This is a genomic window from Mycobacteriales bacterium (assembly GCA_036497565.1).
Lineage (GTDB): Bacteria > Actinomycetota > Actinomycetes > Mycobacteriales > QHCD01 > DASXJE01.
Genome location: DASXJE010000006.1, coordinates 15,338 through 29,759, shown reverse-complemented (window position 1 = coordinate 29,759; position 14,422 = coordinate 15,338). Strand labels below are relative to the sequence as shown.

Here is a 14,422-nt window from a genome sequence, read left to right as displayed (position 1 = left end):
CGGGCGAGCTGTCGATCAGCGCGGCACGCTGGCCACCTGGGCGTCGCGGATCAGTCGGTCGTCGTCGGCGAGGAGTTGGCCGGCGAGGCGTTCGATCAACCGGCGGAGTTCGGCGTTGTCCTCCGGCGACCAGCCCCGCACGTACTCCGCGAGAGCAGCGCGCCGTGCATCGAGCAGGTCGGCGATCGCCGTCTCGCCGGCCGCGGTGACCGCGATCGTGGAGTCGCCGTCGACACCAGGACCGAGACGCAGCAGGCCGGCCTCGGCGAGCACGTGCAGGTGCGCGTCGAGTCGCTCCGGCGGGACGCGGAGCCGGCGACAGAGCTGACCGACCGTGACGTCGGGAGTATCGGCGAGCCGGTAGAGCAGCCAACTGTCCGGCGGTGCGAGCGACAGGCCGGCCCGTTCGGCCAGCCTGCCGTAGAGCTTGCGCCGGTCTTCACGGTGGGCGAGGACCTCCACCGCACGCTCCATCTCCTGCATTGATGTGCGCTCGGAGGGGACGGACGTCGGCGCGTAGGTGTCGGCCGGGTTGGCGGCCGCCGCGGTAGCCCGGAGCGGTATCTCGCGGATCAGCCAGCTGAGGGCGAAACCGACCAGCGCGATCGGCACCGCGACAAGGAAGACGGTGCGGATGCTGGCGGCGTAGGCCTCGATGTAGCCCATGTGTACCGGCGCGGGCAGCCGGTTGAGCGTCGCGGGGTCGGCACCGGACTGTGGTGAGAAGCCCGGCGGAATCCGCACGCCGCGCAGGTGATGGGCGAGGTTCCCGACGAGCACGTTGGCGAAGATGGCGCCGAAGACCGCCGTGCCGAAGCTGCCGCCGATGGAGCGGAAGAACGTGGCTCCGGACGTCGCGGCGCCGAGATTGCGGTAGTCGACGGCGTTCTGTACGGCGATGACCAGGACCTGCATCACCGCACCGATGCCGACCCCGAGCACGAACATCGAGATCGAGGACTGCCAGGTCGGGGTCGACACCGAGAGCCGGGAGAGCAGGAACAACCCCACCGACATGATCAGCGTGCCCATGATCGGGAAGATTCGGTATCTGCCGGTGCGACTGATCAGCTGGCCGGAACCGATCGAGGTCAACAAGAGTCCGGCCATCAACGGCAGCAGGCGAAGCCCCGACGCGGTCGGGCTGACCCCTTGCACGACCTGCATGTACTGCGGCAGATAGGTGATCGCGCCGAACATCGCGAACCCCACCACGAAGCCGACCGCCGATGCGGCCGAGAAGATGCGGTTGCGGAACAGGGTCAGCGGAAGGACCGGCTCGGGAGCGCGGCGCTCGACGAGGATGAAACCGATGATTGCGACGACTGCTGCGACACCGAGGCCGTAGATCTGCACCGACCCCCACCGATAGGTCGTGCCGCCCAGGCTGGTCAGCAGTACCAGGCAGGTCGCCGCGGCGGCGAGCAGGCCCGCACCGAGATAGTCGATGACGTGCTGCACGGTCGTCGAACGCGAGGGAAGCACGATCCCCGTGACCACGAGAGCCACCAGACCGACGGGGATGTTGATGTAGAACACCCAGCGCCAGGACAGGTTGTCGACGAAGAAACCGCCCAGCAGGGGGCCGATCACGCTGGTCACACCGAATACGGCGCCGAAGATGCCCTGGTAGCGACCGCGTTCACGGGGCGCGACGACGTCGCCGATGATGGACTGAGCCCCGACGATCAGCCCACCACCACCGATGCCCTGCAGGGCCCGGAACCCGATCAGTTCGATCATCGACTGCGCGAGCCCGCTGAGGATCGAGCCGATCAGGAAGATCACGATCGCGGCCTGGAAGAACCTCTTCCGGCCGTACATGTCGCCGAGCTTCCCCCACAGCGGGGTGGACGCGGTCGACGCGAGCAGGTAGCCGGTGACTACCCAGGACAGGTGGGACAGGCCGTGCAGGTCGCCGGCGATCGTGGGCAGCGCCGTGGCCACGATCGTCTGGTCCAGCGAGGCCAGCAGCATGCCGAGGAGCAGGCCGATCAGGATCAGCCAGATCCGTTGCCGACTGACCGGTGCCTCGGTGGGCGCTGAGTCGGTCGCCGTGGCCATCGCATCCTCCTCACCCGGCGAGGGAGCACCGGCGAGAAGGATGGTCCCACCCTTCGACCGCCGCGGGCTAACTCGTGATGATCTGCAGGATGCTGTAGGCCGTGAAGCCCAGCAGGATGAGGGCGCCCAGCCGCTGCAGCAAGGCCACCGAGATGTAGCGCAGGAGAGCGCGGCCGGCGGTGATCGCGAGCAGGGCCGCCGTCCACAGGCCGAGTGTGGCGCCGATGGCGACCGCGAGGGGGTCGTCGTAACGTGCGGTCAGGTTCGCGGTCAGGATCTGGGTGATGTCACCCCATTCGCCGATGAAGACCACGCCGAAAGATGTGGCGAAGGCCGCGAGCGCCGAGCCCGATGCCGCGCTGTCGAGGTGTTCCTGGGCGGTCTCCTCGTCGCTGCTCTTCGACGCCGAGATCCACATGTACGCCGCGCCGGCGGCGAAGAGGGTCGCGATGAGGACCTCGAGCGCCCGGTGCGGCAGCAACGACAACAGGTGGCCGGCCACGACGGCCAGGATGACGTGCACCAGGAAGGCGGTGGCCACGCCGAGGAAGACCCAGCGTGGCCGGAACCTGGTGCCCAACACCAGCGACGCGAACATCGACTTGTCGGGGAGTTCGGCGACGAGGACGACGACGAACACAAGAGGAATCAGCAGCGGTTGCACGGGGCGGGCTCCGGTCTCTATCGGGGCCGGGCCGGAGGTCGGGGGCCGACTCTTCGACCCGACACAAGTGTCGAGGTCGAAGGTCTCGCCCGCCCGCCAAACACGGGCCCGATGACCGGGCGCAGGAGCGCGCCAGCATGTCGATCATCGATTCGGGGCTACTCCCCTTCGCCGTTCAGCTTACCCGACGGTGGCGCTCCGCAATCGCGGGTCCGATCTCTTCCTGCAGTTCGGTGATGGCCAGGGCCACCTGGGCCTGGACCCCGGCATCGTCGATGTCCTCGGCCCGCGAGAAGGCCAGGATCCAGCTCACCTGGTCGGTGCCCGGCCTACGCCGGGCGATGACCTGGGCGCAGGCGCGGTCGCGGTGCCAGACCAGGGTGCCCCCCAGCAGGGTCGAGGCCACCCGTTCGCGGGCCAGCTCCACGAGCGGCGCGTGGCCGGACAGCGGGAGGACCAGGCGCGAGGAGCCGCTGCAGGGGAGCGCGGTCAGGGTCAGGATGCCCGACCCCTCCGCCCAGGCGACCCGGCCGACGTCCTCCCAACCCAGGCGGAGCCAGGCCTGTCCCGGCCCGGCCTGGGGTTGGTGGTAGAGAGCCCAGCCGGTTGCGACGACGGCTGCGCCGGTGACGTCCCGTCCGGCGAACAGCACTCGCTCGTGCGCCCCGATCGGCGCGCCCACGGCCGCTGCTGCGCGAACATGTCCCGACCTGTCGACTTGCCGCGAATGGGCGCGCTGCCAGGCTCGCATCCTGGTCGGACGTCCCGGAGGGCTGGCTTGCATCGCGCGACTCCCATTCCGCCGGAGGCAGCCGGCCGGTCAGGAGCTCTGGGATGCCGGGCGGCCCGTACCCTCACACCACGTCGACGGGACGGTGAACGTTCAACGGTGAGCGTTCATGCGGCGGTCAGTACACGCAGCTCTTGCTCGCCGCGGTCCGGGCCGGCCGGTTGGCCGACGACGATTTGTGCGACGTCGATCGGTGCGTGGGGTGGCCGCTGACGATGGTGGAGAAGAAGCCCGGGAGCTTCGCCTTGTCCAGCTCGATGGCGTCGGGTATTCCGCCGGCGGAGTAGCTGAGACTCGCGATCGGAACGGTCTTGAAGACCACGTTGCCGGCGGCGATGTCACGCATCTGACCGGCCAGCCTCAGCAGGTCCAGTCCGTCGTTGTCGGTGGTGAGCGACTTCGACACCGCGTCGAGTAACTGGTTGAGCCGGATCGGGTTGAGCAGTGTGCCGGCACTGAGGATCTGGTGCGCCACGGCGCCGAGGAAGGCCTGCTGGCGCTTGATCCGGCCCAGGTCACCGCCGGGGATGCCGTGCCGTTGCCGCACGAAAGCCAGCGCCTGGGTGCCCTCGATCTTCTGTCTGCCGGCCGGCAGGTCGATCCCGGAGTAGTGGTCTTTCGCGGGCGCCTTCAGGCAGATCTCGACGCCGTTGAGCACCTTGCTGATCTGGTAGAAGCCGAGCAGCCCGACCTCGACGTAATGGTCGATGTGCAGGCCGGTCAGTGCGCTCACGGTTTTGACCAGCTCCCTGGCTCCTGCTGTCTTCTCCGCCCCGGTCAGGGTGCCGCCGCACTGTGACTGGGTCGCTCCGGGGGGAAGGCAGGCGCCGTCGGCGTACGCCGCGTTGATCTTGTTGCTGCGATAACCCGGGATGGTCACGTAGGAGTCGCGGGGGAAGGACACCACGGTCGCCTTCCGGCCGTCGGCGGGGATGTGAACGAGCAGGATCGTGTCGGTGTTGAAGCCCGCGTTGACCTGCGTCCCCAGCTCCCGGAGCTGGCGGTTGGTCAGGCCGCCGCGGCTGTCGTTACCGACCAGCAGAATGTTCTGGTCGACCCCGTCGACGTCGTGGCCCCCGCCCTGCTTCGGGGACTCGATGACCCCACGACCCAGATGCGTGACCTGGCCGTTGAAGCGCGTGTAGAGGGCCCACGCCGTACCGCTGGCCACCAGGACCACCAGCGACACCACGGCGGCGATCACCTTGCCCGCGAACGCCGCCCGATGTCGTCCGGAGCCCCCGGGCGACTTCGGCAATGGGGCTTGGGGATCGGACACGGCAGGTGCCTCTCCTCGCAAGCATGGTGTTCGGTGCGCTCGCGGCCCAGCCGCGGAGAACCCTTCAATGCTCAGGCTACCGGCGGCCACCGGACGGGTGGAGGTTTGGTCGGATCTGGCCACTGCTACCGCCGGTCGGAGGGCGACCGGTGCGCAGGTACTACGACCAAGGTGCGATGGACGACCCGACCTGAGTGACGTCACGGTGAACTCGATGCACCGCACGGTGCACAGCGACACGGCACCCAGGAGATCTGATGCGGGCTACGCGGGACGGGCGATCGGGTTGGTGGGTGTGGGCGCTCGTCGCCGTGCTCATCGCCGGCCCGGTGCTGCTGATCCCGTCGGTCGCCGCCGCCGACCACGGCCCTGGTTCGGGCGGCCCTGGTTCGGGCGGCTCGGTCTCCAGCGCGGACCAGGGGCGCGGCGACGAGCATCATGGCGGCGGACCCGGTCAGGGCGCCCCGGGTCGGAGCGGGCCCGGGCACGACGACGCGCACCCTGCGCCGGCGCCGACGGCGATCACCCCACAACCCGCGGCGACACCTCCCGTCACGCCCACCAAACCGGCGACCACGCTGCCCGCCCGGACGCCGGCGCCCCCCGCAACCGCCACGGCTACGACACCGTCTGCGCACCGCGCGACTACACCGGCCGCCCGGACGTCTGCTCGGACGTCTGCCCATCGGCCCGCTGCGACGACCAGTCCCGCCGCGGCCGTTCCCTCCGTCGCAGCGACCCGGTCGGCCGCTGCCGGGGCGGTGACGTCGGCCGGCGACGGCGGGCCGGGCGGATCGTCGGCGTTGTTCGCGGCGGCCGTCGGCGCCGGTGTCCTGGTCTTCGTCCTCGGGCTGCTCGCCGCGGGCGCCCGCACGCTGGCCCGGATGAAGTCGGTCGAGCAGTGACGACCGCAGTGGTGAGCCGGTCGGTCGCCGAGTTCCGGCGGCCCTACCGGGGCTCGCTCTCCGCCGCAACCGCGCTGACCGTCGCCGAGGCGGTGCTCGATCTCGCCCGGCCGTGGCCACTCGCGATCGCGGTCGACCAGGGACTGCAGCATCAGGCCATGCCGAGTTGGCTGGCACCGCTCGACTCGTTGTCCACGGTGCAATTGGCCGCCGTTGCCGCGGCCGCCTCCGTCTTCCTTACGTTGCTCGGCGCGGCCTGCGGATACATCGCCGAGATGCTGGTCGGCGTCGCCGCCGAGCGGATCGGTGCCGACCTCCGCAATGCACTCATGACCCGACTGCTCGGGCTCTCGCTGCGGTTCCACGACCGACACCGCAGCACCGAACTCGTGTCGCGGCTCACCACCGACGTACGGCGCACCGAGGACTCGCTCGTGGTCTGGTACGAGAGCGTGATCCCCGGTTCGCTCGAGCTCGTCGGCATGCTGCTCGTGCTGCTGCTGGTGGATCCGCCGCTGGCGGGGGTCGCGCTCGCGGTCACGCCGGTACTCGCGATCGTGGCGATTCGCCGGCGTGCCCGGGTGCGGACCTCGCATGCCACCGCACGGGCTGCACAAGGCCGGCTCGCCGCCCGCGCCGGTGACCTCCTGCGCAACGTCCGGGTGATCCAGGCATTCGACCAGAACGACCGCGCACAGCACGAGTTCGCCGTCGCCGGTCGTTCCTCGACGCGTTCGGAGATCGATGCGCTGGGCGTGGAACGCCGGCTGGGGCCGGTCGCCGATCTGGTACTCGCGATCGGTGCGGGCCTGGTCCTGTGTGCCGGCGTCATCCGGGTGACCGACGGCGCCGTCTCCATCGGCACCCTGCTCGTCGTGCTGTCCTACGTCGCCAGCCTCTACGGCCCGGTGCGTTCCCTCACCCGGCTGTCGTCGACCCTGTCGCGGGGCGCCGCGAGCCGCGCCCGCATCGTCGAACTGCTGGACAGTGACGAACACCAACCCCGCGACGACGAGGTCGGGTCCGCCCCGGCGCTGACCACCGAGGTCGCCCTGACCGGCGTGCGGTTCGGCTACTCACCGGACCTTCCTGTGCTGCGCGGAGTCGACCTGACGGTCCGCATCGACGAGACCGTCGCGATCATGGGCAGCTCGGGCGAGGGCAAGTCCACGCTGCTCAACCTCCTGCTCCGGCTCTACGACCCCGACAGCGGTGTCATCACCTTCGACGGCGTCGACGTACGGAACTGCTCGGTCGCCTCGGTCCGCCGCCAGATCGCCCTCGTGCCGCAGGATCCGTGGCTGCTCGACGGTTCGATCCGCGACAACATCGCCTTCGGGCGGCCCGCGGTCACCGACCTCGACATCCGGCTCGCGGCCCGGACCGCGTTGCTCGAGCCCTTCGTCCGCGACCTGCCCGACGGGTACGACGCGGTGGTGGGGGAGGGCGGCGTGCGCCTCTCCGGCGGCCAGCGGCGCCGCCTCGCACTCGCCCGGGCCGTGGTCCGCGACGCCCCGGTCCTGCTCCTCGATGAACCGACCTCGGGCCTCGACGCCCAATCGGCCACGGCGGTGATGTCCGCGCTGCGCCGGGCCTCGACCGGTCGCGCGACCCTGCTCGTCACCCACGATCCGGCGGTCGCCGCCCTCGCCGACCGCGTGGTCGTGCTCGACGGCGGTCGGATCGAAAACCACGGCGCCGCCCGGCGCCGCAACGGGCGCCCGGCGTCCCTCGAATCCTCCACGGTGAGCACCACGCTTCCCGTGTTCACCACGAGCACCGAGAGGGGGTGAACCTTATGTCCAAGACGAGTCAAGGCCGCATTCGCGGTGCCGTTGTTTCGCACCCGTCGCACCACGGTCGGCGCCACAGCCGGTCGCGTAGCCGTTCCCGCTCGCGCTCGCGCGACTGAACGGTGAGGTGAAATCCGGACGGGGCCGGCGATCAATGCGCCGGCCCCGTCCGACCTCGACCATCTCAGACCCACCTCCCTCCAGGACAGGCGCACCGTGACCCTCTCCGAGACGACACCCGCCGCGACGGCCGACAGCTGGTCCGCGGGCCCGGGAGATCTCCTGCTGCCGGGGCTGCTCGCCTGGGAGTTGCTGGGCGACGGCGTACGGCGGGAGATGTGGCTGGCCTGGTCGATCGATCGGTGGGCGCCCGTCGCCGTCAAGCTGCCCCGTCCGTCGTACGCCGCGGAGCCGCGATCCGCCGCGACGTTGCGGGCCGAGGCCGTACTGCTGGGGCAGATCCGGCACACCGGCTTCCAACGCCTGCTCCACGACGGTTCGGATGAACCGCTGCCCCACCTCGTCCTCGAGTACGTCGAGGGACCGAGCCTCGACACCGTCATCGACGACGGCCCGCTCGGGCCCGCCGACCTCGTACTTTTGGGGATGCATCTCGCCGGCGCGCTGCACTACCTGCACGGCCGGGGTTTCGTGCACCGCGACCTGAAGCCGGAGAACGTCGTCATCCGCGAGGGCCGGCCGGTGCTGCTCGATCTCGGTCTCGCCTGCCCGATCGGGACCGCCGGCCGGGCGGACGCACCCCAGGGCAGCGACGGCTACCGCGCGCCCGAGCAGGAGCGCGGTGCCGCGGCTGAGCCCGCGGCCGACCTCTACGCGCTCGGCACGATCCTCGCCGAGGCCGCTGTCGGGGACGTCGATTGGCTGCCGGAAGATCTCGGGGCGCTGCCGATCGAGCTGGCGACGGTGCTGACCCGGCTGCGGGACCCCGATCCGGCGGCCCGACCCGCCGACGCGGCCCATCTCCTCACCGAGCTCGCGGCGGCCCTCCCCGCGGGATCGGCCCCCACCTGGCCGGAATGGGCGACCGCGGCGCTCCCGAGCGGTGGTCCGGCCCGGCTCCCCGCTCCGGCTCCCCGCTCCGCGCCCCTGCGCCGCCCGGGTCAAGGCAGACTGAGCCCTTGACCGTACGAGCGAGGGCAGGGCCGATGACGGACGTCGACGCGAAACCGATAGCCGACGTCCCCGTGCGTCCGGCCGGGGGACGAACCCCCCCGCCCCGCACGAACTACACCCGCCGCGCCGTACGCCAGTTCGCGGCCGCCGGAGTCGTCGCCCTTGTCATCGTCGCCGTCGTCGGCGGGCTGGTGAGCCGCGGGATCGCGCGGGACGAGGCCATTGCCGACGCCCGCCTCGTGACGGCCGCATTCGGCCGTGCGGTGATCCAGCCCGCCTTGACCGATGGTCTCGTTGCGGGCGATCCGGCAGCCCTGCGCCGAATGAACGCCGCGGCGGGCGGCATCGTCAACGGCCGCACCGTCATCCGGGTCAAACTCTGGACTCCCTCCGGCCGGGTCGTCTACTCCGACGAGCCACGGCTGATCGGCAAGGTCTACCCGCTGGACTCGGAGGAACTCGACGCTCTGCGCCAGAACCACGCGGACGCTGCCGTCAGCGAACTGTCCCAGCCGGAGAACAGTTTCGAGCGCGGTCACGGCCAGCTGCTCGAGGTCTACCAGCCGGTCCGCACACCGTCCGGTCAGCGGCTGTTGTTCGAGACCTACTCCTCCTATCGCGCGGTGACCGATCGGGAGCACCGGATCTGGGTGGAGTTCGCGCCGATCACCCTGGGAATGCTGGTCGCGCTGCAACTGGTGCAGATCCCGCTCGCCCGGCGCATGGCCCGCCGGTTGGACGCGAGCCAGCAGGAACGCGAGCGGCTGATGCACGATGCACTCGCGGCATCCGACACCGCCCGGAGGCGCATCGCCGGTGACCTGCACGACGGCGTCGTGCAGGATCTGGTCGCGGCGTCGTACTCGCTGTCCGGCTCGGCGGAGCGAGCCAACAGGTCCGGCCGCCCGGACGACTCGCACGTCCTGCGCAGCGCCGCCGACACGGTGCACCGGGGGATCCGGTCGTTGCGGTCGCTCCTCGTCGAGATCTATCCGCCCAGCCTGCATACCTCGGGACTGTCGGCGGTGCTGGCCGACCTGGCGTCGACGGTTTCCGACCGCGGCGTCGACGTCCATCTTTCGGTTCCGGACGAGATCGACGCGGCGCCGGAGGCCGAGGAGCTCGTGTTCCGGGTGGCGCAGGAGGCGCTGCGCAACGTGGTGTCACATGCGCAGGCGACGCAGGTCGACGTCGAGTTGCGCCGGGTCGGCGACCTGCTGGTGCTGACCATGGCCGACGACGGCGTGGGATTCGACCCGGCGGTTCCGAGCCAGACCGGCGATCGGGGCCATTTCGGTCTGCGGCTGCTGCGCGATCTCGCCACCGACGCCGATGCCTCCCTCGAGGTCGACTCCGCGGCGGGCCGGGGTACGCGCATCCGGCTGGAGGTGCCCGCGACGTGATCCGCGTGCTCCTGGTCGACGACCATCGGCTGTTGCGAGCCGGACTGGAGTCGTTGCTCACCGCCGTCGGTGACATCTCCGTCGTCGCGTCGGCCTCCGACGGTGCGGAAGCGGTCGCCGCCGCCGCCGACCTGCGCCCGGACGTGATCCTCATGGACCTGTCCATGCCCGGGATGGGTGGTGTCGAGGCCACCCGGGCGATCGTCGCGGCGGATCCGTCCGTGGCGGTCGTCGTACTCACCTCCTTCAGCGACCGCGAGCTGGTGCTCGACGCGGTGGACGCCGGCGCAGTCGGTTATCTGCTCAAGGACGCCAAACCGGAGGAGTTGATCCGCGGGGTCCGCGCCGCCGCCGACGGCGAGTCGCCGATCGACTCGAAGGTGGCGCGCACCTTGTTGTCGCGGCGTACCGCGCGGTCGGACGACGAGCTCACCGACCGGGAGCGTGAGGTGCTGAGACTCGTCGTACGAGGCCTGGCCAACAAGCAAATCGGCCGGGCACTCGGTATCTCCGAGCGCACGGTCAAGGCTCATCTGACCCGGGTCTTCGCCAGCATCGGCGTCGCGGATCGCACGCAAGCGGCATTGTGGGCGCAGCGGCACGGACTCGGCTCGACCGGTTCCTGAGGGCCTACGCTGTAGTCATGGCCGGTGGGCCGGGCACGGGGAGCATCAGGATCGCGGAACTCGTGGCGACCCTGTCCTACGCCGCCGACCTCGGCCTCGGGCAACCCATGGCGCACTGCATGCGCCAGACGGTGGTGGCGCTCCGGCTGGCCGACCTCGCCGGCGCGAGCGACGCCGAGCGTGAGGCCACCTACTACCTCGGGCTGATGATGAACGTCTACTGCCACGCCGACGCGGCTGAGCAGGCGAAATGGTTCGGGGACGACATCGCCCTCAAGGGCGACGGATTCGAGACGCTCGACATGAGCACGGCGCAAACCATCTCCTTCATCCTCCGGCGGGTGGGCTCGCACGGCACCGGGCCGGCCCGTGCCAAGCGGCTGGCCACCTTCGCATTCTCGGGGCAGAAGGAGGTGCTCGCGTTCATGGCGACCCACTCCACGTTGGCCGCCCAGTTCGCCGGCCGGATCGGGCTGAACGACGAGGTCTGCGCGGCGCTGCGTCAGGGTTACGAGCAGTGGGACGGCAAGGGCTATCCCGACCATCGCGTGGGCGACGAGATCTGCCTGCCCGCCAGACTGGTGCATTTCGCCAGCCCGATCGAGATCTTCAGCCGGCGGCGCGGCATCGACGCCGCACGGACGATCGCCCGGAGAAACCGCAGTGCAGACTTCGACCCGACCGTCGTCGACCTGTTCTTCGACCATGCGCCGGATGTCCTCGACGGTCTCGACGAGGCGGCTGACTGGGACGCGATCCTGGCCGCCGAGCCGGAGCTGTCCCGCCGGGTCAGCGGCACCGAACTCGACGATGTCCTGATGGCGATGGCCGACCTCGTAGATCTCAAATCTCCTTACCTGGCAGGGCATTCGCGAGGCGTCGCGAACCTCGTCGGCGAAGCGGCCCGGCTGTCCGGACACTCCGACCACGACGTCGTGACGTTGCGCCGGGCCGGTTACGTGCACGACCTCGGCCGACTCGGAGTGTCGAACGCGATCTGGGACAAGCCCGGTCCGTTGACCAAGGCCGAGTTCGAACGCGTCCGCCTGCATCCGTATCTGACCGACCGCATGCTCGCCCGGCTGACCGGATTGGATGCCAGTCGGGTGATCGCGACCCGTCACCACGAGCGATTGGACGGGTCCGGCTATCCTGGCGGATTGACCGCCGCCGCGCTGACTCCCGCGGACCGGCTGCTCGCCGCGGCGGACAGCTATCACGCCAGGACCGAACCCCGTCCGTACCGGCCCGCGCTGCCTCCAGACCGGATCGTGCGGGAGTTGCGCGCCGAGGTCACCGCCGGGCGCCTGGACGGCGCCGCGGTCGATGCGGTGTTGGCCGCGGCGGGCCATCGGGCGCCCGCCCTGCGCGCCTGGCCCGCGGGGCTTACGGCCCGCGAGGTGGAGGTACTGGGACTGCTGGCGCGTGGCCGTTCGAACCGGCAGATCGCCGCCGAACTCGTGGTCTCGCCGAAGACCGTCGCCAACCACGTGGAACACATCTACAGCAAACTCGGGGTCTCCAGCCGGGCCAGCGCGACGCTGTATGCCACGCAGCACGGGCTCGTGGGCAGCTTCGAGCCCGCAGCCGGCGCCGCCCACCCCTGAGGAAGATGGGGCGAATCGCTCATGCCCGCGCGGCCGGGTGCTCCTAGCGTCGGTGCATGACGGCAGGCGTCGGTCCTGCCGATCGGCGAAGGGTGTGGGAGCGATGAGTTACTACGACGAACGGGTCGTCCCGCGGCTGTTGAACAAGCTGGGTGGAATGGAGGCACTTCGGCCGCTGAGGGAGCGGGTCTGCGCGGGCCTGACCGGTCATGTGGTGGAGATCGGGTTCGGGTCCGGGCTCAATATCGACTTCTATCCGGCGACCGTGAGTCGGGTGACCGCCGTCGAGCCCTCAGACCTCGCATGGAAGCTCGCTGCAGAGCGGGTCGGTACGACCGAGATACCGGTGGAGCGGGCCGGACTCGACGGACAGTCCATGCCGTTCCCCGACGACACGTTCGACTCGGCGTTGTCCACATGGACGATGTGCACGATCCCCGATGCGATGGCAGCCCTGGGCGAGCTGCGCCGGGTCCTCAAGCCGGGCGGGACACTGCATTTCCTCGAGCACGGGCTGGCCCCGGACGAGCGGGTCCAGCGCTGGCAGCGACGCCTCGACCCGATCGAGCGGCGGCTGTTCGCCGGGTGCACCTTCAGCCGCCCCATCGTTCGCCTGCTGACCGATGCCGGCCTCACCATCGCCGACCTCGACGTCTTCTACGAGAAGGGCGGCCCGAAGTTCGCCGGTGCCGACTCGCTCGGCGTCGCGCTGGCCGCCTAGCAGATTTGTCGGAGGTCGTTGTTAGCGTGACCGGCATGTCCGCTGAACCCGGTGCCCCCACCCGTGCCGTCGGTCCGCTGTTGCTCGGAGGCTTCGACTACATCTGGTCCCGCTTCCGGGGCCGCCTCGAGGGTCTGAGTCAGGACGAATACCTGTTCGAGCCCGTTGCCGGCTGCTGGTCCGTGCGTGCCGGCGACGACGGCGTGTGGCGCGTGGAGCGGGTCATCCCTGCCCCGGATCCGGCACCGGTCACGACGATCGCCTGGCGGCTGTGGCACATCGGCTCGGAGTGCCTGTCCGGCTACACCGCCGAAGGATTGGGCGAGTGGCCGCTCGACGTCACCGACCGCGACTGGTACGAGCACGTCGACGACGCGCTGGTCGCGCTGGACAAGGGCTGGGCGGCGTTCCGGTCCGGGCTGGACGGGCTCGGTGAGGATGGGATGTGGCGCGCTCTCGGTCCGGATTGGGGCCCCTACGCGGCCGACCCCTGGGCGGGCCTGGTGCTGCACGCCATCGACGAGGTCGCCCACCACGGGGCCGAGGTGGCGCTGCTGCGCGACCTCTACGCCCACGGCGGCCGATCGGTCTAGAGGTAGAGCCCGGTCGACGGCTCCACCCGCTCCGCGGCGATGGCGTGGATGTCGCGTTCCCGCAGGATGATGTAGTCCTGCCCGTGCACCTCGACCTCGTACTGGTCATCGGGGCTGAAGAGCACCCGGTCGCCCGACTTCACGGCGCGGACGTGGTTGCCGACCGCGAGCACTTCGCCCCAGGACAGCCGCTTGGCCACCTGCGCGGTCGCGGGGATCACGATGCCGCCGGACGAGCGTCGCTCGCCGTCCTCCCGGGAGTACTTCGCCAGTACCCGGTCGTGCAGCATCTTGATCGGTAGGCCGGTGTCGGGCTCGGTCACGTCGGTGGACGCTACCTCGGTCCTTGGGTCCACCACCGGTCAGCCCCAACCCAGTTCGTGCAGCCGGGCCTCGTCGATCCCGAAGTGATGGGCGATCTCGTGGACCACGGTGGTCGCGACCTCGTCCACCACGTCGTCGTCGTCGAAGCAGATCGAGAGGATCGGCAGCCGGAAGATCGTGATCCGGTCCGGCAGGGTGCCGCCGTAGTCGTGGCCGCGTTCGGTGAGCGCGATGCCTTCGTAGAGCCCGAGCAGCCGGGCGTCCTGCGGGTCGGCGTCCTCGACCAGGACCACGACGTTGTCCATCAGCCGGGTCAGCGCCGGGGGCACCTCGTCGAGGGCCGTGGCGACGAGCTCCTCGAACCGGTCCGTGCTCATCTCGACCATGACCACCTCCCCCTCGCCCCCGAACCTCCCATGATCAGGAGGGGATTCGTACGGCGTGTTGCACCCGAATCCCCTCCTGATCATGGCCCGGTGGGGCTGGGTGACCACGATAAGCAGGACGGACCCGCCCGCG

General features: G+C 70.4%; 14 protein-coding genes. 8 read left to right on the top strand and 6 right to left on the bottom strand.

Translation table 11 applies throughout. The features are described 5' to 3' along the window. Nucleotides 1–15: 15 nt before the first annotated feature. The 4 genes from VGH85_00390 to VGH85_00375 all read right to left on the bottom strand — a co-directional run bounded on the left by VGH85_00390 (nucleotide 16) and on the right by VGH85_00375 (nucleotide 4,797). On the bottom strand, nucleotides 16–2,064 hold the full coding sequence (locus VGH85_00390) for an MFS transporter (protein HEY2172248.1): 2,049 nt from the start codon (nucleotides 2,062–2,064) through the stop codon (nucleotides 16–18). Nucleotides 2,065–2,131: 67 nt separating this feature from the next. Continuing rightward, on the bottom strand, nucleotides 2,132–2,728 hold the full coding sequence (locus VGH85_00385) for a TMEM165/GDT1 family protein (protein HEY2172247.1): 597 nt from the start codon (nucleotides 2,726–2,728) through the stop codon (nucleotides 2,132–2,134). Nucleotides 2,729–2,903: 175 nt separating this feature from the next. Beyond that, nucleotides 2,904–3,410, bottom strand: a complete 507-nt coding sequence (locus tag VGH85_00380) for a hypothetical protein (protein ID HEY2172246.1) — start codon at nucleotides 3,408–3,410, stop codon at nucleotides 2,904–2,906. A gap of 226 nt (nucleotides 3,411–3,636) precedes the next feature. Next, nucleotides 3,637–4,797 carry an LCP family protein gene (locus tag VGH85_00375; GenBank protein ID HEY2172245.1) on the bottom strand — a complete coding sequence of 387 codons (1,161 nt, stop codon included), beginning with the start codon at nucleotides 4,795–4,797 and terminating at the stop codon, nucleotides 3,637–3,639. A 257-nt stretch (nucleotides 4,798–5,054) separates the two neighbouring features. Between VGH85_00375 and VGH85_00370 the strand changes: the two genes are divergently transcribed. The 8 genes from VGH85_00370 (at nucleotide 5,055) to VGH85_00335 (ending at nucleotide 13,579) form a co-directional block, all read left to right on the top strand. Then, nucleotides 5,055–5,702, top strand: a complete 648-nt coding sequence (locus VGH85_00370) for a hypothetical protein (protein ID HEY2172244.1) — start codon at nucleotides 5,055–5,057, stop codon at nucleotides 5,700–5,702. Beyond that, entirely contained in the window at nucleotides 5,699–7,495 is a 1,797-nt protein-coding gene (locus tag VGH85_00365) for an ABC transporter ATP-binding protein (protein HEY2172243.1), read from the top strand. Before VGH85_00370 ends, VGH85_00365 begins: the two co-directional genes overlap by 4 nt. A 216-nt stretch (nucleotides 7,496–7,711) precedes the next feature. Beyond that, on the top strand, nucleotides 7,712–8,638 hold the full coding sequence (locus tag VGH85_00360; GenBank protein ID HEY2172242.1) for a serine/threonine-protein kinase: 927 nt from the start codon (nucleotides 7,712–7,714) through the stop codon (nucleotides 8,636–8,638). A 23-nt stretch (nucleotides 8,639–8,661) separates the two neighbouring features. Beyond that, nucleotides 8,662–10,032, top strand: a complete 1,371-nt coding sequence (locus VGH85_00355; protein ID HEY2172241.1) for an ATP-binding protein — start codon at nucleotides 8,662–8,664, stop codon at nucleotides 10,030–10,032. After that, a complete protein-coding gene (locus VGH85_00350; protein HEY2172240.1) occupies nucleotides 10,029–10,658 on the top strand; it encodes a response regulator transcription factor in 630 nt (209 codons plus the stop codon). The genes VGH85_00355 and VGH85_00350 overlap by 4 nt, the downstream gene beginning before the upstream one ends. Before the next feature lie 17 nt (nucleotides 10,659–10,675). Next, entirely contained in the window at nucleotides 10,676–12,265 is a 1,590-nt protein-coding gene (locus VGH85_00345; protein ID HEY2172239.1) for an HD domain-containing phosphohydrolase, read from the top strand. A gap of 103 nt (nucleotides 12,266–12,368) precedes the next feature. After that, a complete protein-coding gene (locus VGH85_00340; GenBank protein ID HEY2172238.1) occupies nucleotides 12,369–12,986 on the top strand; it encodes a class I SAM-dependent methyltransferase in 618 nt (205 codons plus the stop codon). A 35-nt stretch (nucleotides 12,987–13,021) separates the two neighbouring features. After that, a complete protein-coding gene (locus VGH85_00335; protein ID HEY2172237.1) occupies nucleotides 13,022–13,579 on the top strand; it encodes a DinB family protein in 558 nt (185 codons plus the stop codon). On the opposite strand, the gene VGH85_00330 is transcribed toward VGH85_00335, so the two are convergent. Both VGH85_00330 and VGH85_00325 read right to left on the bottom strand, forming a co-directional pair. Then, entirely contained in the window at nucleotides 13,576–13,902 is a 327-nt protein-coding gene (locus VGH85_00330; protein HEY2172236.1) for a co-chaperone GroES, read from the bottom strand. The genes VGH85_00335 and VGH85_00330 overlap by 4 nt on opposite strands. Nucleotides 13,903–13,941: 39 nt before the next feature. After that, the gene (locus tag VGH85_00325) at nucleotides 13,942–14,289 is read right to left on the bottom strand and encodes a metallopeptidase family protein (GenBank protein ID HEY2172235.1); all 348 of its coding nucleotides are present in this window, start codon (nucleotides 14,287–14,289) and stop codon (nucleotides 13,942–13,944) included. Between the last annotated feature and the right edge of the window lie 133 nt (nucleotides 14,290–14,422).